Origin of the sequence: Alcanivorax sp., from assembly GCF_019431375.1 — a bacterium.
GTDB lineage: Bacteria > Pseudomonadota > Gammaproteobacteria > Pseudomonadales > Alcanivoracaceae > Alcanivorax > Alcanivorax jadensis_A.
The window spans coordinates 1341881-1363701 of record NZ_CP080267.1; the positions used below are offsets into that span (position 1 = coordinate 1341881).

Here is a 21821-nt window from a genome sequence, read left to right on the forward strand (position 1 = left end):
CAGATCGACTGAGAGTAGCATAAGGATGGCAGGGCCGGAACCAGCGCAGGACCGGCCCGAACCAGGAGATCAGACCACCTTCGGGCAATCAGGCAGCCTTGCGGGTCTCTGACTCAGGTTCACGTGTCAGGGATACCACTTTGGCGCGCAAACCATTGAGCGGGCCATTCTTGCTGCCGCCTTCGGTTTTGCTGGGCAGAGACAGTTTGAAAATCCGCTTCCAGACGCTCAGGGACTGCTTCACGAAGGAGCCGGTGTTATACGGCAGGCCATGCTTTTCACAGATGGCACGGACTTCGGGAGCAATCCGGGCGTAACGGTGAGCCGGCAGATCGGGGAACAGGTGATGCTCGATCTGGAAGCTCAGGTTGCCGCTCATCACATGCATCAGACGACCGCCTTCGAAGTTGGCCGAGCCCAGCAGCTGGCGCACATACCACTGGCCGCGGGTCTCGTTCTCGATCACGGATTCCGGGAACTGCTCCACCTCTTCCGGGAAGTGACCGTTGTAGATCACCTGGGAAGACCACAGGTTGCGCGCCACATTGGCCGCCATGTTACCGGCGAACACGAAGGGAGCGAACGGACCCGCCAGGGCCGGGAACAGCAGGTAGTCCTTGACCAGCTGCTTACGCATCTTCTTCCAGGTCGGCTTGAACTCGGCCTTTACCTCTTCCTTGGTCTTGGTCTTGTAGATCAGGTAGTCCTCCAGCTTGAGGCTTTGTACCGCCACAAAGTGCTGGAAGAAGGTGGCCAGGATGCCTGCCAGGATCGGGTTGAACAGGAAGCGGGGCTCCCACTCCTGGTCTTCCGACATGCGCAGGATGCCGTAACCAATGTCATGGTCCTTGTCGAGCACGTTGGTGAACGTGTGGTGCTCGAAATTGTGGGTCTGCTTCCAGGCCGTGTTGGTGCAGGTGTTGTCCCAGTCAAAAACCTTGGAGTTAATGGCAGGGTCACCCATCCAGTCGTACTGGCCGTGCATCACGTTATGACCGATTTCCATGTTGTCCAGGATCTTGGAGGCGGACAGACAGGCCACACCGGCCAGCCATGCCGGCGGCAGGAAACCCGCCATCAGCAGGCCACGACCGGCAACTTCCAGGCGACGCTGACGCTTGATCAGGGTGCGGATGTAGTTAGCATCTTCTTCGCCCAGGTCAGCCATTTCACGATTACGGATGGCATCCAGTTCCTGGCCAATGGTCTCGAATTGTTCGGCGCTCAAGTTACTGAAAATACTCATGTGCTTTCTCCTTAAACCCGGTTTGAAGGTTCGTCTCAGGACGCTTCGGTTTGGGTGAATCCGTTTAGATGTCGAGTGTCACCGTGCCCACCGGCACGCTGACGCAAATTTGAATGTCTTCTTCGCCACTGGTGATCTCACCGGTGCGGATATCGCGCACTTCACCGGCCGTCTTGCGACAGGTACAGGCGTGACAGATACCCATGCGGCAACCGGATTCCGGGGTCAGCCCGGCGGACTCCGCCTGCTCCAGCAAGGTGGCACCATTATTGATGGCCATTTTCTCGCTCTGCACGAAACGCACTTCGCCTTCGGCACTGTCGCTTTCGATCTGCGGTGCGGCCAGGGTGAACTGCTCCTTGTGCAGGCGCTCTGCCAGACCGTCCTCTTCCCAGACTTTTTCCACCGCAGCCATCATCGGCGGCGGGCCACACAGAAAAGTGGTTGCCTGTGCAAATTCCGGCGCAGCAATGTACAAATGTTCACGGGAAAACAGGCCAGACAGTTCACCCTGTTCACCCTCATCATTGAAGCAGCGCACCAGAGTCACGTTGTCATGAGCCCGCGCAATCTCGTCCAGCTCGCTGGCGTAGATCATGTCGGCGGCGCTGTTGGCGTAATGCAGGAAGGTGATCGGGCCGCTGAAGCCTTCGTCACACAGGGTGCGCAGCATGGACATCACCGGGGTGATACCGCTGCCGCCACTGATCAGCAGCACCTGCTCCGGGCGCTGTTCCGGCAGCGCGAATTCGCCATCCGCCTGGGACAGCAGCACCACATCGCCAACACTCAGCTGTTCACGCAGATGGCGGGAAACAAAGCCGTTGGCGTGCACTTTGGCGGTCAACTCGATGCAACCGTCGGCACGGTGCAGGGAGTTGGCCGGAGAATAGCAGCGGGTCTGGCGCTTGCCGTTGATGGTGACGGAAAGCTGCACGAACTGACCGGGAGTAAAGCCTTCCCAGTTGTGATTGGGGCGCAGGGTCAAGGTCACGCTGTCTTCGGTCAGGTAGCGCACGGCTTCCACCTTGGCGCGCACCTCATTAACGGACCACAGCGGATTGAACACTTCCAGATAACGGTCAACGCCATGGGGATAGGAAAGAATATCCGCCACGCGGGACTGCAGCAGGCGGGTCAGGCCTTGCTGAAAACGGCTGGAGGTCTGTGTCATTGCGTTCATTGGGTTCATCCCTGTAAGTGAACAGTTGTACGCATTATTCATAGACTCACCATTTGAGTCAACACCTGTACACTTAATTTTGTAAATGCTTGCATTATCATGCAGTTACACATGTTTTTTTCGTACCAGTTGCATCACGGGCTCACAACGAGGAGAATTTACAGCGTATTTTCAGGGTCTGTTGGCGCATAACGCCCGCCAGCACCCCGGCATTTTCCTGCCCGAGCAACCGGAAACGGGGGAACGAGACTGCCGGCCAGGCCTGGCTAACGACCTGAACCCCCATGCAGAGGCGACCGGAATGACCAAGGAAAGCACCAGCAGAACCCGCAAGCCGAAACGGGGCCAGACCCGTGAAGCACTGATGGCAGCGGCGCTGGATCTGGTCGTCAAGAAGGCCCCCTTCTCCAGCCTGAGCCTGCGCGAAGTCACCAAGCGTGCCGGCGTGGTGCCCACTGCCTTCTACCGGCATTTCCCGGACATGAGCGCCCTGGGCCTGACGCTGCTGGATGAATCCTTCCGTACCTTGCGCCATATGATGCGCCAGGTCCGCCAGGAAGAACTGCCCAATGAGCGCATGTTGCGCGGGTCCCTGGAGGTGTACTTCAACTATGTCCGCAATAACCGGGCACACTTTCTGTTTGTCTCCAAGGAGCTGGCCGGCGGCACCCCCACCATGCGCAACGCCATCCGCCGGGAAATCCGCATGTTCACCAACGAACTGGCCATGGACATGGCCCGCTTCCCGTTCCTTAACCATGTGAATGCAGAAGACCTGCAGATGATGGCCGGGCTGGTGGTCAACAATGTCACCGCCCTGACACAGGAAATGCTGGAACTGGAAGAAGACGACGAGTTCGGCCAGAACCAGGTACTCGGCACTGCGGAAAAACAGTTGCGATTGATCTATTTCGGCGTCGGCATGTGGAAGTCCAAACCGGATCAATGATCCCGGCTCCACCCCCTTACTGCTCGCCGGCAAACCTCCGTCACAGTTTTATTTTGGTGTGCTTCAGTCCCTATACACCTTGTCTGCGCGGCCAATAGCGCGCCGCTTACCCTGCTCTATACTCCCCACAGTTTCATGATCTTTACGTCTCTGACAGCAATAACGCAGGGACATAAAGATCATGGGTCTGAGACCACAACACGACCAACGGGAAAGGATCGAGTAATGAGTGAGGTAAAATTCCGCGAACTGCGCAACGCGCCCCCCATGGTGATCAACTTCGCCAAGGCGGTAATGCGCGCCACCGTAAAGCCGGGCAGCAACCCCACCCTGCCGGAAATCGGCCTGCGCCTGAATGATGTGGCTCTGGACGAAAAACACCTGGCGGCCTACCGCAAAGTGTGTGGCTTTGCCGCCGACGGCAAACTGCCGGTGACCTACCCGCACATGCACGCCTTCCCGCTGCATATGGCCCTGATCCTTAGCGACGGCTTCCCGTTCCCGGCCATGGGTCTGGTGCACGTGCGCAACAGCATCACCCAGTACCGCCCCATCAGCGAGCGCGAGCAGCTGAACGTGAAATGCTTCCTGGGCAACCTGACCAAGGTAGACAAGGGCTACGAGTTCTCCATCTTCACCAGCATCAGCACCGGCGGTGAGCGGGTATGGGAAAGCGAATCGGTAAACTTCTTCCGTAGCGGCGGCGGTAGCAGCAGCAAGAAGAAGGATGCACCCAAGCCCCAGCCGGCCACCGACACCGTGGAATGGAAAGTCCCCGGCGACACCGGCCGTCGCTACGGCGCAGTCTCCGGCGACCGCAACCCGATCCATCTGTACCCGCTGTCTGCCAAGCTGTTCGGTTTCAAACGCCAGATCGCCCATGGCATGTGGTCCAAGGCCCGCTGCCTGGCCGAGCTGCAGAACCAGCTGCCGGAAGAAGCGTTCACCGTGGATGTGCAGTTCAAGCTGCCCATGTTCATCCCCGCCACCGTGAAGTTCGAGAACAAGGCGGTAGACGGCGGCAGCGACTTCCGCCTGCTGGCCAAGGACGGCATCAAGCCGCACCTGGCCGGCCAGATCCGTCCGGCGGAGTAAAATAGCTACACGCTTCAAGCCGCAAGCTGCAACGCGGGCATGGCCGTGCTAATTGCATAGCGCCCTGCCCGCGTTTTTTGTGGGCGGCAGCATGCAGGCTAACAATGACATGTAGGAGCCCATGCTTGCATGGCGAACCGAGGCAGCAGAGACCAACGTCAAGGCACCATTGTTTCTGGAGAGACCTGTCGAGCTTTGCAATTCCTGATCGCCCCCTGGTCGATTCCCGCGCAAGCGCGGTTCGCCATGCAAGCATAGCTCCTACAGCAGCTTCGTAGAAATGACGAGGTCCGGGGAATTTTCCAGCCTTTCCCTATCCAACCAGCGTAGCTTGTAGCTTGTAGCTTGTAGCTTGTAGCTGTTCTAAACTCGCCCCCCATGCGCGACGATACCGACGATTTCCTGTCCCTGTTCCTGAACGACACGCCCCTGCTGGACGTGCGTGCCCCCGTGGAATTCGCCAAGGGCGCCTTTCCCGGTGCTGCCAATATCGCCCTGATCAACGACGACGAGCGCCACCAGATCGGCATCTGCTACAAGCAGCATGGCCAGCAGGCGGCCATTGATCTGGGTAACCAGCTGGTCAGCGGCGAGGAGCGGGAGCGGCGCATGCAGGCCTGGCAGCAATGGTGGCAGGCCAACCCCAACGGTTATCTGTATTGTTTTCGTGGCGGGTTACGCAGCCAGACCACCCAAGCCTGGTTGCGCGAAGCCGGCGTCGATGCGCCGCTCGTCGCCGGCGGCTACAAGGCCATGCGCCGTTTCCTGCTCGACGAGCTTGAGGCCTGCATCGCCACGCTGCCCTTCGAAATTCTCTGTGGCCGTACCGGCTGCGCCAAAACCCGGGTCATCGAAACCCAGACCAACGCCGTGGATCTGGAAGGCCTGGCGCATCATCGTGGCTCCTCGTTCGGCCGTCGCCCCGGTGGTCAGCCTACCCAGATTGGTTTCGACAATGCCCTGGCCATCGCCATGCTCAAGCAGCGGGCGCAAAACCCGAGCTGGGTATTGCTGGAAGACGAAAGCAAGTTGATCGGTCGCTGCCACCTGCCTTTTTCCCTGCAGGACAAGATCAAGAGCTGCCCGCGCATCATCATCAACGAGACGCTGGAATCCCGGGTGCAGGTCACCCTGGAGGATTATGTGGTGGGCCCGTTGGAAGAATACCGTCAGCACTTCGGCGAGCAGCAGGCTCTCCATTATCTCGGCGAGGAACTGCTCGCCGCCATGGACCGCATCCGCCGCCGCCTGGGCGGGCTTCGCCATCAGCAGCTGCGCCAGCTACTGTCCGAAGCCCTGGCCGTACAGGCCATCAGCGGCGACACCGGGCTCCACGAAGACTGGATCCGCACTCTGCTACGCGACTACTACGACCCCATGTACGACTACATGCTCTCCCACCGGGAAGGAGACATCGTCTTTGAGGGTAGCCGCGACGAGGTCATGGCGTTCCTGGAAGACCGACTGACACCTGAAGCCTGAAGCGACAGTTGGAGCCTTGCTCGCAAGGCGAATAGTCCGCAGAACCTATTGGCGGGCATTCGCCTTGCAAGCAAGGCTCCAACGAAAGGCGGAGAGGAATTATCTCCCCGGTTTGGCTACGAAATTCCGTTGGAGCTTTGCTCGCAAAGCGAAGGGCACCCCGCTGGCATGGCGCCGGAATAACGCCCTTCGCCTTGCGAGCGAGGCTCCAACGGATATTTGGGTTGCTGGCTGGCATCCCCGGCTAAGCGTTCTATAATCACCCTGTCGTGTCTGGCCGGGCCCGCGACGGAAATTTCACTTTGCCCGGTAAGCCTCCCTATTGAACGGAGTCAACAATGCGCTTCCCCTTTCTTGCCGCTCTGCTGGCAGCAGTGCTGCTGTCTGCCTGTAACGAACCCCACACCGGGACCTTCGTTTTCACCGCCATCCCCGATCAGGATGAATCCCAACTGGAAAAACGCTTCGGCGTGGTTGCCCTCTATCTGGAGGAGCAACTGGGCGTACCGGTGAAATATGTCCCGGTGAAATCCTATGCCGCCGCCGTCACTGCCTTCCGCAATAACGAAGTGCAGATGGCCTGGTTCGGTGGTTTGTCCGGTGTCCAGGCCCGTCGCCTGGTACCTGGCTCCCAGGCCATCGCCCAGGGCCTGGAAGATCCTGACTTCAAATCCTACTTCATCGCCAACACCAGCACCGGCCTGAGCCCGTCAGAGACACTCACCGAGGCCTTTGTGGAGCAAACGTCCTTTACCTTTGGTTCCAAGGGCAGCACTTCCGGGCGCCTGATGCCGGAGTTCTACCTGCGCGATACCTTCAACCAGTCCCCGGACCAACTGTTCGAGAAAGTCGGCTTCTCCGGCGACCACAGCGCCACCATCGCCCTGGTACAAAGCGGCGCCTATGCCACCGGCGCGGTGAACTACAAGGTGTGGGAGCGCGAACTGGAAGAAGGCAAGATCGACACCGACAAGGTCCAGGTCATCTGGGAAACCCCCGGCTATCCGGACTATCACTGGACCGTGCGTGGCGACCTGAATGACAAGTTCGGCGACGGCTTCACCCAGCGCGTCACCGAGGCCCTGCTGGCCATTGATGACCCGGTACTGCTGAACGCGTTCCCACGGGAAAAATTCATTCCCGCCAGCAATGACGACTTTGCGCCCATCGAGGAAACCGCCGAAGCCATCGGCCTGCTGGACGCCCAGTAACAGGATCGGATTTTGACATTCCATCTTGAAAACGCACGGCTTGGCCATCCCGGCCAGGTCGTGTTTGCGTCCCTGTCGCTGACCATTGCCGACGGCGAGAACGTGGCGCTGCTGGGCCCTTCCGGTGCCGGCAAATCCACCCTGCTGGCCGCCCTGCGCCAGCAGCAGGAAGCCCGTTGTGCCTGGTGCCCCCAGGCCGGTGACCTGGTGCCCATGCTCAGCGTCTTCCACAACCTCTACATGGGCGCCCTGCCCCGCCAACGCACCCTCACCAACCTGCGCAACCTGATCTGGCCCAGCGCCAGGGAAAAAGCCAGCGTGGGCCAACTGGCCCGGGAGCTGGGGCTGCAGGACAAGCTGTTCACCAGCGTGGACCAGCTATCCGGCGGTCAGGCGCAACGGGTTGCCCTGGGGCGGGCGCTCTATACGCAGCGCCCCGTGCTGCTGGCCGACGAACCAGTCTCCAGTCTGGATGAGCATCAAGGGCTTGATCTGCTGCAGCGGGCGCTGGCCCGACACCAAACCGCCGTGGTCGCCTTGCATGATCGTGAGCTGGCGCTGCAATGCTGTGACCGCATCATCGGTCTGGGCGAAGGCCGCATTCTGCTCGACGCCCCCGCCAGCACCTTGAGCCTGGGTGATCTGGACACGCTCTACCTATGAGCCTCGGCGCCCGGCAGCCCGTCAACACCACCGCCGCCCGCTGGCGCCGGGCCAGCTTCTGGCTTGCCGTGGCCGGGCTGATCGCCCTGGCGTTTGCCGACCTGGAGATCACCCGTTCCTCCCCGGGCAGTGAACTGCTGCGCATGGGCCAGGGTTTTCTCGCCCCGGATTTCTTCTCCACCGATAACCTCTGGCGGGCACTGGCCAACACCCTGGCCTTCGCCTGGCAGGGCACCGCCCTGGCCGCCCTGTTCGGCTTTCTCATGGCCATGGCCTGGCATCGCCGTTGGGTGCGGGGTGTTGCGGCCAGCATCCGCGCCGTCCACGAACTGTTCTGGGGGCTGCTGCTGTTGCAGGTGGCCGGGTTGAGCACGGTCACCGGGGTGCTGGCCATCGCCATTCCCTACGCGGGCATCTTCGCCAAGGTCTTCGGTGAATTTCTGGAAGAAGCCGACCCAGGCCCTGCCAATGCACTGCCCGTCAGCCGCCAGCGCCTGAGCGTGTTCTTCTACGCCCGCCTGCCGCTGGTCTGGCAGGCCTTCAAGGCCTACGGCGGCTATCGGCTGGAGTGCGCCATTCGCGCCTCCGCCATCCTCGGCTTTATCGGCCTGCCCACCCTGGGCTTCCACCTGGAAACCGCCTTTCGTGAAGGCAGCTACGACCAGGGCGCCGCCCTGTTATACCTGTTCTTTGCCATCATCTTTACCCTGCGCTGGTGGCTGCGTCCGGCCCTGATCCCCGTGTACCTGTTGGCCGCTATCGCCTGGGCACCGCCGCTGTTCACCGGCCGGCTCGATACCCTGGTGCGCTTCGTCACCGTGGATCTGGTGCCAGTACCGCTCCGCCAGGGCGGCGGGCTCATGGAACTGTGGCACTGGTTCGCCATGCTCTGGCAGCAACAACTGTGGCCGGGGCTGTGGCAGACCCTGGTGCTGGGCCTCGGCGCCCTGCTGCTGACCGGCGTGCTTTCGCTACTACTGTTCCCGCTGATCTCGCCCCTGTTCGGCAACCGGGCGAGCCGTACCGCCGGCCATGGCTTGTTGGTGGTCATGCGTACCACCCCTGAATTCTTTCTCGCCTTCTTCTTCCTGATTCTGCTCGGGCCCTCCATGCTGCCCGGCATCCTGGCGCTGGCCCTGCACACCGGCGCCATCGTCGCCCACCTGACCGGCCGGTTCAGCGAAAGTCTGAAACTGCGCGCGGACGCCCCCACCGGCCTCAACCGCTACGCCTGGGAAGTGCTGCCCCGCGTCAGCCCCAATCTGCTGGCCTTTCTGCTCTACCGCTGGGAAGTGATCATGCGCGAAACCGCTGTGCTGGGTATCCTTGGCATCCATACCCTGGGTTTCTATATCGATTCCAGCGTGGCGGAATTCCGCTTCGACCGGACCCTGCTATTGATCCTGGCCACGGTCATGCTCAATCTGGCGGTGGATGCGTTGTCGCGGGGATTGCGCAGGCGGCTGCGGTTGAAGCCGGGCTTAGGTTTATAAGAAAGAGCAAATCAGACTTGTAAGAAGCGTCTACAACGGTGCCGCCTTATTCATAACTAGCGAAAGGACTAGCGATGCTTGTAACCAAAACAGGAAATCTGCTCAGCGAAGAACACCAGCCGGTTTCATGCGACAGCGTTGACGATTTACGAGAGATTCTCTCTGGCATGAGCTGGCAACAGTTATCTGCTATAAAAATTGAAAAAGATGGAATGGCCATAGAGGGCTCCGGGTCGACTGAAGATGGCTTTTCCGTTGTGTTCTATGAATCAAATACCGAATCAGTCACGCCTAGTGATCCGACTTTCGATGACATGACCGACATCCTCACCAAATTCTATGAAGGTGATGATGCTTGGAGAAACAACAGGGCATGGGAAAAGCCCAAATATCCACAAAGAAAGGAAAACACGTCTCCGTCACGCTCGGGGCTTCTTTTGAAACTTATTATCTTTTTTGCTGTTGGTTATGCCGTAGCTCAACTATTGAATGCTAGCGGTTAATAACCGGGCTTTGGACGGCTTGCCCTCCACAATACACTCGCAGTTATAGTCAACGTCACAGCCAAGGCAAACCATGAAACTCTATCAAGTCGATGCCTTCACCTCCTCCCTGTTTGCCGGTAACCCGGCAGCGGTGGTGCCGCTGGAGCGCTGGCCGGACGATGCCTTGCTGCAGAACATTGCCATGGAGAACAACCTGTCGGAGACCGCCTTTCTAGTGCCCGACGAGACCGGCTATGCCCTGCGCTGGTTTACCCCCAGTGTGGAAGTGGATCTGTGCGGCCACGCCACCCTGGCCGCTGCCTGGGTGGTGTTCAACGCGTTGGGCTTTCCCGGTGAGCGGATTCGTTTCAATACGGCCTCCGGCGCGCTTTATGTGGACCGTAGCGGCCAGACCCTGAGTCTGGATTTCCCTGCCCGCCCGGCACAGCCGCTCAGCAACCGGGAACCCTTCGAACAGGCACTGGGCATTCCTCTCAAGGACGTGCTGCAGGCCCGTGACACGCTGGTGGTGCTGGACAGCGCCGAGCAGGTACGCAACTTCCAGCCGGATTTCACCGCCATCGGCAAGCTGGATACCTTTGCGATCATGATCACTGCCCCCGGTGACGACTGCGATTTTGTCAGCCGTTTTTTTGCCCCGGCCAAGGGTGTGCCGGAAGATCCGGTGACCGGCTCCGCCCATTGCACCCTGGTGCCCTACTGGGCCGAGCGGCTGGGCAAACCGTCTTTGCACGCCCGCCAGCTTTCCGCCCGAGGTGGCGAGCTGCACTGCACCCTCAAGGGTGACCGGGTCACCCTGAGTGGCCAGGCCCGCTGCTTCCTGAAAGGCGATATCCTGCTGTGATGACTCCCTCGGCCAATCACGATCTGGTACTGGTGGGCGGCGGCCACAGCCATGCGCTGGCCCTGCGCATGCTGGCCATGAAACCGGTACCCGGCGTGCGTATCACCCTGGTATCGCCGGATGTCCTCAGTGCCTATTCAGGCATGTTGCCCGGCCTGATTGCCGGCCACTACACCCTCACCGATACCCATGTGGATCTGTACCGGCTGTGTATCGCCACCGGCACCCGCTTTATCTGCGCCGCGGTGACACAGATCTGCAGCGCCGAACGGCGCCTGACTCTGGACGATGGCAGCACCCTGGAATACGACTGGCTGAGCCTGGATGTAGGCGCCACCCCGGACCTGCAACCAGTGGGCGGCGGGCACCCGGACATCGTACCGGTGAAACCAGTAGCCAGTTTTCACCAGCGCTGGCAGCAATGGCGCGATGACGACAGCCCTTTGGCCGTAGTAGGCGCCGGTGCCGGCGGCACGGAAATGGCGCTGGCCATCGCCGAGCATCAGCGGCAAACGGGTCGCCACGGGGCCTTGTCACTGATCAGCGGCGGCATACTTCTGCCCGGCTACCCGGAACCGGTACGCCGCCGTATGCAACGCTATCTGGATGACTACGGCATCCAGTTGCACGAACACACGCGAGTGGAAAAACGCAACGACGCGCTCTACGCCAACGACGTCCCACTGGATGCCACGCGGGTGCTCTGGTGCACCGGCGTGCGTGGCACCCGGGTAATCGCTGACAGCGATCTGGACTGTGATGAAAAAGGCTTTGTGCGCGTACAAACCACCCTGCAAAGCCGCAGCGACAACCGCGTGTTTGCCGCCGGCGACTGTGCCGCTTTTCCTGACAGCCTGCCCAAGGCCGGCGTCTATGCAGTGCGCCAGGCCAGGGTGCTGGCCGACAATTTAAGCGCCGCCATCACCGGCCAGCCCCTGCAAACCTATCGCCCGCAAAAACATTTTCTCGATACTCTCTGCCGGCGGCAAACAGGCGGTGGCCAGCCGAGGTGGCATTCTGTCCGCTGCCGGGCATTGGGTGTGGCGCTGGAAAGACCGGATCGACCGGGCCTTTATGGACAAGTTCGATAGTCAGCTACCCACCATGTCAGCGCCGCCGGTGGACACGGATGCGCTGCATTGCGCCGGTTGCGGTGCCAAGGTGGGCAGCGGGGCGCTGAACGAGGCCTTGCAGGATTTACAGCCACACATCCGTGAAGGTATCGAGGCTGGTGTGGATGCCGCCGATGACGCGGCCATCATCCACTGGGCCGACAACAAACGGCTGGTGCAAAGTCTGGATTTTTTCCCGGCCTTTATCGACGAACCCTTTTTGTTCGGTCGGGTGGCGGCACTGCATAGCCTCAGCGACCTGTACGCCATGAACGCCACGCCCCACTCCGCTCTGGCCAATGTGACACTGCCCTGGCATCACCCGAAACTGCAGGGCCGGGATCTGCACCGGTTGATGGCCGGCGCGTTGAAAGAACTGAACGCCGCCGGCTGCACCCTGGTGGGCGGCCACACCATCGAAGGTCCGCAAATGGCCGCCGGCTTTACCTTCAATGGTCAGGCTGACCCGCAGCAACTCTGGCACAAGGGCGGCGCCCGGGCCGGCGACCACCTGTTGCTCACCAAGCCGCTGGGCACCGGCGTGCAGCTGGCCGCCATGATGCAGAAAGGCAAACTGCACGGCCCCTGGCTGGATACCACCCTGGAGCATCTGCTGATCAGCAATCGCATCGCCCAACACGCCATGCAGGATATACCGGTGCATGCCTGCACCGATATCACCGGCTTCGGCCTGCTCGGTCATTTGCATGAAATCTGCCAGCAAAGTGGCGTAACCATGGCCATTGATACCGACACCATCCCCCTGCTGCCCGGCACCCTGTCGCTGATTGAAAATGGCGTGACCAGCACCCTCAACGACGCCAACCGTCAGGTGCTGATGCATTGCGATACGCAGCATATTGCGGAATCCCTGCTAACCGCCCTGTGTGACCCGCAAACCGCCGGCGGCCTGCTTTTCAGCATTCCCGACGCCGCTGTTGAACAGGCACAGGAGCGTTTACGTGAAGCCGGCGTAAAGGTGATAGAAATCGGTAAAGTCCTTGTAAAAAATACCGATAATTCGGCATCTATTCTTCTCCAATAGGGCCACACTGGTAGTGTGACTAGCAAATGGCAAGTTGCTGCAGGGCGCACTTTCTTGGACGGCGAATTTTCCAGAGCACGGGCAATCGCCGTCCAAGAAGACGTCCCCTGCAATGACCTGCCGCCGCAACCTGGCTAAATGGAGAATGATCATGAGCAAGCGTATTACCGGTATCCTGAGCGCAGCACTATTGCTGTTCATGCAGGTTCTGATCGTGCCCGCCACCCAGGCAGCCATGATTGGCAACGACACGGTTATCCAGCAACAGGATCGCGCCGCCACGAAGGCGCAGGTGATGGAACTGATGGATCATAAAGTGGCCGCCGCGGCACTGAGTGATTACGGCGTCAGCAAGGACCAGGTAAGCCAGCGACTCGACCGCCTCACTGACCAGGAGCTGCAACAGCTGGCCCAGCAAGCGGAAGAACTGCCTGCCGGTCAGGGTGTGCTGGGTGTGATCCTGGCCATTATCCTGATTCTGCTTATCCTCGACCTGCTGGGTGCCACCAACGTCTTCCCGGCCATCGACCCGGTCAACTGATTCGTGTCAGCCCACCACGGCGGAGAGGGTCAACCTTTCCGCCCACCCCTTCATAATGCAGGGCGGAAATACCCAACGGGTATCTCCGCCATTTTGCTGCTTCTGCTATTCCTCACCGGTTGTCAGAGCTTTCCACCGCCGCAAAGCGCCATGGTGGACACCGAGCAGCAACTGGTGGTGCCCTTCGTGCCCCAGGAAAAATACCAGTGCGGCCCCGCCGCTTTGGCCATGATGCTGCAATGGGCCGGCAAGCCGGTCAGTGCCGACAGCCTGGTGGATGAAGTGTGGCTGCCGGAACGGGAGGGCAGCCTGGGTATCGAATTACGCGCCGCCGCCCGTAGCCGCGGCCTGATGGCTTACCCGGTGGAAAACAGCGAAGCGCTGTTCAGTGAACTGCAGGCGGGCCGACCGGTACTGGTGCTACAGAACCTGGCACTGCGCCGCTGGCCCCAGTGGCACTTTGCCGTGGTCACCGGTTACCGGGACCAGGGCAACACCATGGTGCTGCACAGCGGCACCGATGCCATGAAAACCACCCACTGGAATCGCTTTATCCGCACCTGGGCGCGGGCGGATCAATGGGGCTTTACCCTGGTGGAGCCCGGCCAACTGCCTGCCAGTGCCGAACCGGACAAGCTATTCCGGGCTATTTCCGCCCTGCCCAATGCGCAAGCATTCTGGCCAGCGGCAGTAGCGGCCTTCCCGGACAGCGGCAAACTGCTGTTCGGCCACGGCAACAGCCTGTGGAGCCAGGGCCAGCAGCAGAAAGCCCTGGGCGCCTTCCGCAGCGCCACCCGCAAGGCGCCGGACTTTGCCGCCGCCTGGAACAACCGCGCCTACGCCGAACAGGCCCTGGGGGATGACGACAGCGCCCGCGACAGCATCTGCCGCGCTCATGCCCTGGCGCCCCAGGACAAGGCCATCCGCGACAGCGTGGCGGAGCTTACCGGTCAGTCCTGTTCTTCCTCTGCAGATGCCCCGTCGGCGGACGATTGTTGCGCCGCTAACTGATCGCGCTGCTCACGCAGCTTCGCCAGCTTGGCTTCCCCTTCCGCCAGTTGCGCTTCGCTGATGCCCTCGGCGCGGCCTTTGGCAATCAATGCTTCCAGCTCCGGGATACGCTGATCGGCGGCTTTGGCAAACGACGCATACACCTGCTGCTGCTGACGTCTCTCGTACTGTTGATACAGGGCCGGGTCGGCCAGCTCAGCGGTGCTGGGAGGCTGGCGCAGATCCGTGCTCGGTGCCAGCGGCGGCGTACGCGGATCTCCGTGGCGCATGCTCTCGCGCAGGGCCGCCACTGCTTGCAGCGAAGGTGTGGAAATGGACGCAGCATCGTCTGATCGGGAGACAACAGGCTGCCGCTCTGTTTCCGCCACCGTGTCGATCATGGGTAACGGCGCGGCGGCTTGTTCCTGCTTCTGTAAAGCAGGAGTCTCTGCGACAGGCTCGTTGTTTTCTGCCAGGACAGGCAAAGGGGTCTGTGCTGCATCCGGCAGCCACCGGGCCATCACCAGTACCACAGCCCCCAGCAACAGGGCCGCCAGCAGCGCCCTCATCACAGGATCTCCCGATTGATTCGCAGCGAAGCCTGCTCGGTGACCTCCGCCAGCAGACTCTGGAAGCGTTGCTGCAACCGTTCCTGAGCCACCGCCCGACCTGCACGGTAGCGGACCGATTCGCTATCCAGGCTCTGGTAAGCGGTCACTTTTTCCTCTACCAGAAAAAGCTCCCAGTAGGGCTCGCCATCCGCATCGGGGCTGCGGAACGGCGGCGACACCACGCCCTCTGGCTGCACAAACGCCAGCGCCCGGGTCCAGTGATCCTGCCGGGATTGCCGATCAATCCAGCCCAGCTCACCGCCTTGATCCCGGTCCAGTGCTACGGAGTAATCCGCTACTGCCTGATCAAATGACAGGCCATCGTGGATCAGTTCATGGACCCGATCCGCCTGCTGCTGACTGTTCACGCGCAGATGTCGCGCGCGCACCCGCTCGACCCGCGTGAACAGCGCCTGGTGCGCCGCGTAGTAGTCAGCAATCTGCGCATCGGTCACCTGGGCCGCCAGTTCACGTAGCTGCGGGTTGTCGTCGTGGATATCCTGCATCAGCCCCATGTCATGCATCAGTGTTTCCCGCTGCAGGGCGTCATCAATGCTGCGATCCATGGCGGCAATGGCCGTGCGGGACAAGCCGGCCTGTTGCTCAAACCAGTAAAACACGTAGGCCATGGTCAGCTGCTGCTTCACCGCTTCGCGAATAAAATCCAGGTTGAGGTTATGCATCTGTACCTTCAACTGGATGTTCTGCCGCCGGTACAAGTCCCACAGGGTCAACGTCTGTTCCGGCTGATCATCGGCAAAACGATAGCGGGCCAGCACATACTCACGAGCCGCCTGTTGCTGGGCTTCGGCCATGGTGCTGTACAGCGCCTGCTCCAGAGTCAGCATGGGCGCCAGCGCCTCGCGGGACAGGGCCAGCGGCGCGGTCAGGCTGTCCAAGCTGTTGCCCATCCCGTTATCGTTAACCGCTTCGCGCAGGGCATCCGCATAGGCAGTGCGAATCAACTTGAAACGTTGCTGCTCGTGGCGGGTGGCACTGTCGTAGCCCACCCGTTCCGGGTGCCCGTGGTGATCATGTTGCGCATCGGCCACCGCCGCCAGCAGACGGTTTTCCACCAACCCCTTGAGCACGCTTTCCCGGCTGATGTCCGGCTCGCTGCGGCGAGCGGCGGCCACGAACACGTCCAGGGTTGCGGCGGGAATGGCATCGCCATCCACACGGGCGGCCACGCTGTCCGGCAACGGCCCCCACTGCTGCCAACCGGCATAGCCGCCCACGGCGGCGACTGCCAACACAATGGCCAACATCCATCGGTGCATTGCCATGGAAGTTTTCCTCCAATTTTTCTTATTGCGCGTTCATTACCGTAGGGTGGATTAGCCGAAGGCGTAATCCACCAAAGCCACCACCCAGGACGTCGGATCCTGTGATGGTGGATCACGGCCTTCGGCCTAATCCACCCTACGCGGGCTACGGAGAAAACCGGCCCGGTTATGAGCCGGTTACCGGTATCAGGGGTTAACCTGGTGCGCGGCGTGGTTGAGCAGATGCACCACCATGGCGATGGCGTTGGGGATTACCGTCTGCCCCACCTGCACCCGGTCCGCGTGCTCGGTGCTGGACAGAACGATGCCACCATTACCATAGGCCAGGGCGCCACCCTCGGTGAGCAGCGGGCGAATGTCATTACCGCTGGGCGACAGCGGGGTGAAGTTCTGCAGGGCCTGATTCACCAGAGCGGTGTCGTTCAGATTTTCACTGTCGTAGTAATCCGCCACCCAGGATTCCCAGCCGCTGTGGTTCAGGGCCGAGGTGGTCCACACATGGTGGGGCTGCAGCAGGTCGGTGGTGTGCAGCACAAAACCCAGAGTCTGGGCGGTGGGCTGGCTGAGGAACTGGCTGTACCAGTACTGACCCAGGTTATCGATGGGCTGGAACGGCATTTCCTCGAAATCGTCATACATGGACTTGCTGGAAGTGCTGCCCTGACGATAGTTGGCTTCGGTAATACCGTAGGTGTTGTACTGCGGATCATCCGACCACCACCAGCCGGTCATGCCACCGGGGCCATCATCCAGATAATCGCCGTACAACCAGGACGCGGCCATGTTGTCGATATCGCCCCAGACCGTGAGCAGATCGTAGTTGTAACCGCCCAGATCATTACCGTGCACATCGGAACTGCGGGTGTGATTCTGGAAGTGCCAGTAGGAGGTGTAGTTCACCAATGAAGAACCGGCGTTGAATACCGGCGCGTAGACGCAATCACCGGAGACCGCACCACACAGATAGGTGTCCTGAAAATCATCCACGTCATAGGCACCCTGCCCGATCACCTCGGCGAACTGCTCCATGGTGTAGCCGGCCGCGTTGACCCAGGCCTTGAGGCGATTGTACTCGGTGGTGCCCGGATGGTTTTTCATGTATTCCACCGCATCAATGGCAATGCGCTTGTGGGTGATCTGCTGAAACGCCTGAGCAGGCATTGTGGTAACAGCGGCAGCCAGCAGGCCGCAGAGAGCTAGCTTGTTCATGGGTCCCCTCCCAATCTTATGAAGTTTATTGTGTTTATTGGTTAAACAATAAACACCCTTGCTTGGCTGACCAAGGACGCAGCCGGACAAAAAATGGACATTTTCTGCCAGAGCCTTTGCTTGGGTTTACAATGGCGACCTCCAGACTGCCGTGGATAAATGACTGAACGATGGACATCGTGTTTGTACTGGTGGAGCCCGCCCGGGGCGAAAACATCGGCGCCGCCGCCCGCGCCATCAAGACCATGGGATTCAATCAGTTACGCCTGGTGCGCCCCGGTGACATGACCGCGGCCCAGTGGGTGGCCCATCACAGTAACGAGGTACTGGAACAGGCCCGCACCTTCGACGACCTGGGCGCGGCTCTGACGGATGTGGACCTGAGCATTGCCTGCACCGCCCGACGGCGCCTGCAAAAAGACCGCTATGTGGACGCGGACCAGTGCGCCGCACTGATTGCCGCCAAGGGCGACAGCATCAACCGGGTGGCCATCGTGTTCGGTCGCGAAGCCAGCGGACTCACCGGTGATGAAGTGGCCCTCTGTGATCTGGCCAGCAGCATTCCCCTGGCCCAGCCACAGCCGTCACTGAACCTGGCCCAGGCAGTGATGGTCTATGCCTGGGAATTGCGCAAGCAATCACCACCCTCAACCGTCAGCAGCAACCCAGACACCTCCACCTACCAACATACCCGCGATGCCATGCGTGGTTTGCTGGCAGCGCTGGAGGTGAGACAGGAGGAGAACCTGCACCAGTGGGTGGAGGAACTGCTTCCGCTGGCCGGGGAACGGGAACTAGGCCTGGTGAGACAACTGCTGCGCCGCCTGCAACGCCTTGATAAGCTTGCCCCGAGCCCGGAATAAAAACACCGTCTTTACCCGGTGTCCTGAGCCCGGGTTCAGGTCACCCGGCAAACTATATTCAAAACACTTTGATTGCCCGTCACAGCCATTGGAGCCTTCAGGTTATGGATCGACGTCTGGCCCTTGTTCTGCTCATTTTCCTGCCTGCCCTCAGCCTGGCCCAGATCGGTGGTTTTTCCCTGCCCGGCGTCGGCGATCTGGAAAAGCAGATCAGCGAAAGCACGGAAAACAGTAATAACGGCAGCAATACTGACAAGAAACTTCTGGAGCGCACGCTGGAATTGCGCCGCGAAGTGGACAGCAATCAGCAAACCATCAAGGAGCTGGAAACCTTCGCCCGCCAGGCCTCCACCCAACGCGCCCGCCTGAGCGCAGAACTGGCCGAGGCACGCCAGCAACAGGACAACGACTGGGCTGACCAATACAAGGACCTGTCGCTGCAGGCCCTGATCGAAAAGCTCACCAGTCGGCTGGATGCCCTGGAAAAGAATCAGAGCCGTCTGGCCCAGGTCAACGGCGAGCTGACCCGCGCCCAGACGCTGCCAGAACAGGCCCAGAACGTGATCAGCAAGGCCATGGAGCGCATGGACACTATCCGCTCGCGGCTCAATGAAGGCACCGACGAAAATGGCGAACCGCTCAGCGAGAAACAGGAACAAGGGCTCAACATAGAGCTACGCGCCCTGGAAACCCGCATCGAGCGCTACAACCAGGAACTGGCCGTGGTCGACAAAACACAGGACGTCGCCCGCCTTGAACAACAGTTGCTCCGCACCGAGCAAGCCGTACTGGAAGCCCAACTCGACGCTGTACAACCCCTAATCCAGCAACGCCGGATCAATCAGCTGCAGGATATGGCCGATGCGCCGGAGTCGTCGCTACCGGAGAGCGTACTGGACAATAAGCGTATCAAGGCTGCCATGGCCGAGAACCAGGCCCTGCGCGAGCAGCTTGCCAGCACCAGCCAGGCAGTGAACGGCCTGCTGCGTGAGGCCATCGACACCAAAACCCAACTCGACAAGGCACGCGCCCTGTCCAGCACCGTTAACGACCAGATCCGCCTGCTGGACGGCAGCCTGCTGCTGTCACGGGTGCTCTACCAGCAACAGAAGCGCCTGCCCCAGACTCGGTCAGACATGGACCTGCAAAAAAACATCTCCGATGCCCGTCTGGAACAGTTCGAGCTGGAACAGAAGATCCAGTCTCTGGATAGTTCGCCACTGCCGGAACAGGAAAAACTCAAAGGCGAACTCACTGCGGATATGGAACGTGCCTTTACGATCCTGCACCGGGAACGGCGGGAACTGTACGACCAGCTCAACCAGGAGCTGGGCCGCCAACTGGCCATCCTCACCCGCACCCAGTTGAATCAGGAACAGTTAAACAAGGTGTCCCGCAGCCTGCACAACATCATTTCTGAACAGACTTTCTGGATGCCGAGCACCCAGTCGGTAAGCCTGGAATGGCTGGGCAAACTGCCCCGGCACATTACCCAGCAACTGCAGGACATACCCTGGAAAGATCTCTGGCAAGGCAGCCGTGAGCTGGTGACCGGAAAATGGGGCTGGCTGGTTCTGGCCCTGATCCCCGCGGTTATCCTGATACTGCTGCGACCGCGACTGAAAAAACGTATCGACACCATGAACCAGGATGTGGGTTTCCTGCGCCGCGACAGCCAGCTGCATACGCCATTAAGCCTGCTCTATACCGTGCTGATATCCTCGCCCGCGCCTATCGCGTTGGCGATTATTGCCGCCGGCCTCTGGCGCCAGCCCAGTACCATTACAACCGTGCTGGGGGCCGCCCTCGCCCAGCTCGCGTTGCTCTGGCTGGTGTTTGAAATGCTCTACCGGCTACTGAAAAACGGTGGTATCGCCCAGCGCCATTTCCGCTGGGACAACGAGCATAATCAGCATATGCGTCGCCGCCTGGCCCTCACCGGCCTGGCCATTATTCCCATGACCTTCATCATCGCCTTTGGCGACCAGTGGCCCGCCCAGCTCAGCAACGACCGCCTGGGGCTGGTCATCATGGTCGCCAGCCTGATCGTGGTGATGATCAGCTTGCCCTCAGTGGCACAGAGTTACCCGGGCCGGCATTACAGCCGTACCATGAAGGGCCTGTCCACCGGACTCTGCGCCGCCGCTCCCCTGATCCTGACGGTGCTGATCGGCATCGGCTATTACTACACCTCGGTTCGACTGGCCGGGCACATGATCTACAGCCTCTACCTGGTGGTCCTGTGGATTCTGCTGGATGCCGTCGCCGTGCGGGGGCTGGCCGTGGCTGCCCAGCGACTGGCCTACCGCCGTGCGGTAGCCCAGCGGGAAGCCGACCAGAAAGGCTCGGACACTTCCTCAGCCGCCTCGGAAGCGGTGGAAGTCGAAGAACCGCAGCTGGACCTGAAACAGGTCAACCAGCAATCCCTGCGACTGATCCGCCTGGCACTGATTGCCGGCATCGCGGTGCTGGTTTACTGGGTGTGGGCCGATGTCTTCCATGCCTTCTCCTACACCGAAAACATCGTGCTCTGGGAAACCGCCGATGCCGCCGGCCAGGCCGGTAGCACCTCGCCCATCAGCCTGGGCGATGTAATGACCGCCCTGATCATTGGTGCGGTCACCTTCCTGTTGGCCAGCAACCTGCCCGGCCTGCTGGAAGTGCTGGTGCTGTCACGGATGGACCTGCGCCAGGGCACCAGCTACGCCACCACCACCCTGCTCTCCTACGTGATCGTTGGCGGCGGCATCATCATCACGTTCGGTGCCCTGGGCTTGAGCTGGGACAAGATGCAGTGGCTGGTGGCAGCCCTGGGCGTGGGCCTGGGCTTTGGTCTGCAGGAAATCTTTGCCAACTTCATCTCCGGGATCATCCTGCTGTTCGAACGTCCCATTCGTATCGGCGACGTGATCACCATCAACAATCTGGACGGCACCGTCAGCCGCATCCGCATCCGGGCCACCACCCTGATCGACTTCGACCGCAAGGAGATCCTGGTGCCCAACAAGGTGTTCGTCACCGAACGGCTGATCAACTGGTCCCTGTCCGACACCGTCACGCGCATCATCATCAAGGTGGGCTTCGCCTATGGCTCAGACCTGCAGAAATGCCGCGACATCCTCATGCAGGCCGCCCGGGAAAACAAACGGGTGCTACGCGATCCGGAACCGGTGGTGTTCTTCCTTACCTTCGGCGCCAGCACCCTGGACCACGAACTGCGCGTCCACGTGAATGACATCGGCGACCGCCTGGCCGCCACCGACGAACTCAACCGCCACATCGATGCCCTGTGCAAGGAACACGACATCGAAATCGCCTTCAGCCAGCTGGATATTCATATCCGTAATGGCGACGGCGACAAGCTGTGTATTGAGGGGGAGAAGAAGGAAAAATCAGTACAGCAAGACGGTAAGGGTCAGGCACCAAAAGCCAACGACGGCGAGCACAACGAAACTAACGACCCCCGCTAAGTCCGTAGGGCGGAAATACCCG

At 60.6% G+C, this 21821-nt stretch carries 19 protein-coding genes; 14 read left to right on the top strand and 5 right to left on the bottom strand.

What is annotated here, in order from left to right:
• Positions 1-88: 88 nt before the first annotated feature.
• Complete coding sequence (locus KZ772_RS06145; protein WP_290538937.1) at positions 89-1246, bottom strand: acyl-CoA desaturase; 1158 nt, start codon at positions 1244-1246, stop codon at positions 89-91.
• A gap of 64 nt (positions 1247-1310) precedes the next feature.
• A complete protein-coding gene (locus KZ772_RS06150; protein WP_290538938.1) occupies positions 1311-2429 on the bottom strand; it encodes a ferredoxin reductase in 1119 nt (372 codons plus the stop codon).
• A 301-nt stretch (positions 2430-2730) separates the two neighbouring features.
• On the opposite strand from KZ772_RS06150, the gene KZ772_RS06155 reads away from it, so the two are divergent.
• The 12 genes from KZ772_RS06155 (at position 2731) to KZ772_RS06210 (ending at position 14381) form a co-directional block, all read left to right on the top strand.
• Entirely contained in the window at positions 2731-3378 is a 648-nt protein-coding gene (locus KZ772_RS06155; RefSeq protein ID WP_290511021.1) for a TetR family transcriptional regulator, read from the top strand.
• 225 nt (positions 3379-3603) lie between these two features.
• Positions 3604-4473, top strand: coding sequence for a MaoC/PaaZ C-terminal domain-containing protein (locus tag KZ772_RS06160; protein ID WP_290538939.1), 870 nt, complete (start codon positions 3604-3606; stop codon positions 4471-4473).
• A gap of 378 nt (positions 4474-4851) precedes the next feature.
• Positions 4852-5955, top strand: a complete 1104-nt coding sequence (gene mnmH / locus KZ772_RS06165) for a tRNA 2-selenouridine(34) synthase MnmH (protein ID WP_290538940.1) — start codon at positions 4852-4854, stop codon at positions 5953-5955.
• A 338-nt stretch (positions 5956-6293) separates the two neighbouring features.
• Positions 6294-7166 (top strand): putative selenate ABC transporter substrate-binding protein, encoded by an 873-nt coding sequence (locus KZ772_RS06170; protein ID WP_290538941.1) that lies wholly within the window; start codon positions 6294-6296, stop codon positions 7164-7166.
• A gap of 12 nt (positions 7167-7178) precedes the next feature.
• Complete coding sequence (locus tag KZ772_RS06175) at positions 7179-7829, top strand: ATP-binding cassette domain-containing protein (protein ID WP_290538942.1); 651 nt, start codon at positions 7179-7181, stop codon at positions 7827-7829.
• Positions 7826-9322 carry an ABC transporter permease gene (locus tag KZ772_RS06180; RefSeq protein WP_290538943.1) on the top strand — a complete coding sequence of 499 codons (1497 nt, stop codon included), beginning with the start codon at positions 7826-7828 and terminating at the stop codon, positions 9320-9322. The genes KZ772_RS06175 and KZ772_RS06180 overlap by 4 nt, the downstream gene beginning before the upstream one ends.
• Positions 9323-9396: 74 nt before the next feature.
• A complete protein-coding gene (locus KZ772_RS06185) occupies positions 9397-9825 on the top strand; it encodes a hypothetical protein (RefSeq protein ID WP_290538944.1) in 429 nt (142 codons plus the stop codon).
• A gap of 73 nt (positions 9826-9898) precedes the next feature.
• Entirely contained in the window at positions 9899-10672 is a 774-nt protein-coding gene (locus KZ772_RS06190) for a PhzF family phenazine biosynthesis protein (RefSeq protein ID WP_290538945.1), read from the top strand.
• A complete protein-coding gene (locus tag KZ772_RS06195; protein WP_290539520.1) occupies positions 10672-11763 on the top strand; it encodes an FAD-dependent oxidoreductase in 1092 nt (363 codons plus the stop codon). The genes KZ772_RS06190 and KZ772_RS06195 overlap by 1 nt, the downstream gene beginning before the upstream one ends.
• Positions 11669-12829, top strand: a complete 1161-nt coding sequence (gene selD / locus KZ772_RS06200; protein WP_290538946.1) for a selenide, water dikinase SelD — start codon at positions 11669-11671, stop codon at positions 12827-12829. Before KZ772_RS06195 ends, selD begins: the two co-directional genes overlap by 95 nt.
• 151 nt (positions 12830-12980) lie before the next feature.
• Positions 12981-13370, top strand: coding sequence for a PA2779 family protein (locus KZ772_RS06205; RefSeq protein ID WP_290538947.1), 390 nt, complete (start codon positions 12981-12983; stop codon positions 13368-13370).
• Positions 13371-13463: 93 nt separating this feature from the next.
• The gene (locus tag KZ772_RS06210) at positions 13464-14381 is read left to right on the top strand and encodes a PA2778 family cysteine peptidase (RefSeq protein ID WP_290538948.1); all 918 of its coding nucleotides are present in this window, start codon (positions 13464-13466) and stop codon (positions 14379-14381) included.
• Here KZ772_RS06210 and KZ772_RS06215 read toward each other — a convergent pair.
• The 3 genes from KZ772_RS06215 to KZ772_RS06225 all read right to left on the bottom strand — a co-directional run bounded on the left by KZ772_RS06215 (position 14321) and on the right by KZ772_RS06225 (position 17466).
• A complete protein-coding gene (locus KZ772_RS06215) occupies positions 14321-14929 on the bottom strand; it encodes a hypothetical protein (protein WP_290538949.1) in 609 nt (202 codons plus the stop codon). The two genes, KZ772_RS06210 and KZ772_RS06215, sit on opposite strands and share 61 nt — an antisense overlap.
• Positions 14929-16257: a peptidylprolyl isomerase gene (locus tag KZ772_RS06220; RefSeq protein ID WP_290538950.1), complete on the bottom strand. Its 1329-nt coding sequence runs from the start codon at positions 16255-16257 to the stop codon at positions 14929-14931. Before KZ772_RS06220 ends, KZ772_RS06215 begins: the two co-directional genes overlap by 1 nt.
• Positions 16258-16443: 186 nt before the next feature.
• A complete protein-coding gene (locus KZ772_RS06225; protein ID WP_290538951.1) occupies positions 16444-17466 on the bottom strand; it encodes a phospholipase in 1023 nt (340 codons plus the stop codon).
• Positions 17467-17636: 170 nt separating this feature from the next.
• On the opposite strand from KZ772_RS06225, the gene KZ772_RS06230 reads away from it, so the two are divergent.
• Positions 17637-18329 (top strand): tRNA/rRNA methyltransferase, encoded by a 693-nt coding sequence (locus tag KZ772_RS06230; protein WP_290538952.1) that lies wholly within the window; start codon positions 17637-17639, stop codon positions 18327-18329.
• Between the two features lie 104 nt (positions 18330-18433).
• Positions 18434-21799 (top strand): mechanosensitive channel MscK, encoded by a 3366-nt coding sequence (gene mscK, locus KZ772_RS06235; RefSeq protein WP_290538953.1) that lies wholly within the window; start codon positions 18434-18436, stop codon positions 21797-21799.
• Positions 21800-21821 lie beyond the last annotated feature (22 nt).

Coding starts and splice junctions, on each gene's coding strand:
- KZ772_RS06145 (WP_290538937.1), bottom strand. CDS start 1,246: ATGAGTATTTTCAGTAACTTGAGCGCCGAACAATTCGAGACCATTGGC.
- KZ772_RS06150 (WP_290538938.1), bottom strand. CDS start 2,429: ATGAACGCAATGACACAGACCTCCAGCCGTTTTCAGCAAGGCCTGACC.
- KZ772_RS06155 (WP_290511021.1), top strand. CDS start 2,731: ATGACCAAGGAAAGCACCAGCAGAACCCGCAAGCCGAAACGGGGCCAG.
- KZ772_RS06160 (WP_290538939.1), top strand. CDS start 3,604: ATGAGTGAGGTAAAATTCCGCGAACTGCGCAACGCGCCCCCCATGGTG.
- mnmH (WP_290538940.1), top strand. CDS start 4,852: ATGCGCGACGATACCGACGATTTCCTGTCCCTGTTCCTGAACGACACG.
- KZ772_RS06170 (WP_290538941.1), top strand. CDS start 6,294: ATGCGCTTCCCCTTTCTTGCCGCTCTGCTGGCAGCAGTGCTGCTGTCT.
- KZ772_RS06180 (WP_290538943.1), top strand. CDS start 7,826: ATGAGCCTCGGCGCCCGGCAGCCCGTCAACACCACCGCCGCCCGCTGG.
- KZ772_RS06185 (WP_290538944.1), top strand. CDS start 9,397: ATGCTTGTAACCAAAACAGGAAATCTGCTCAGCGAAGAACACCAGCCG.
- KZ772_RS06190 (WP_290538945.1), top strand. CDS start 9,899: ATGAAACTCTATCAAGTCGATGCCTTCACCTCCTCCCTGTTTGCCGGT.
- KZ772_RS06195 (WP_290539520.1), top strand. CDS start 10,672: ATGACTCCCTCGGCCAATCACGATCTGGTACTGGTGGGCGGCGGCCAC.
- KZ772_RS06205 (WP_290538947.1), top strand. CDS start 12,981: ATGAGCAAGCGTATTACCGGTATCCTGAGCGCAGCACTATTGCTGTTC.
- KZ772_RS06215 (WP_290538949.1), bottom strand. CDS start 14,929: ATGAGGGCGCTGCTGGCGGCCCTGTTGCTGGGGGCTGTGGTACTGGTG.
- KZ772_RS06220 (WP_290538950.1), bottom strand. CDS start 16,257: ATGGCAATGCACCGATGGATGTTGGCCATTGTGTTGGCAGTCGCCGCC.
- KZ772_RS06225 (WP_290538951.1), bottom strand. CDS start 17,466: ATGAACAAGCTAGCTCTCTGCGGCCTGCTGGCTGCCGCTGTTACCACA.
- KZ772_RS06230 (WP_290538952.1), top strand. CDS start 17,637: ATGGACATCGTGTTTGTACTGGTGGAGCCCGCCCGGGGCGAAAACATC.
- mscK (WP_290538953.1), top strand. CDS start 18,434: ATGGATCGACGTCTGGCCCTTGTTCTGCTCATTTTCCTGCCTGCCCTC.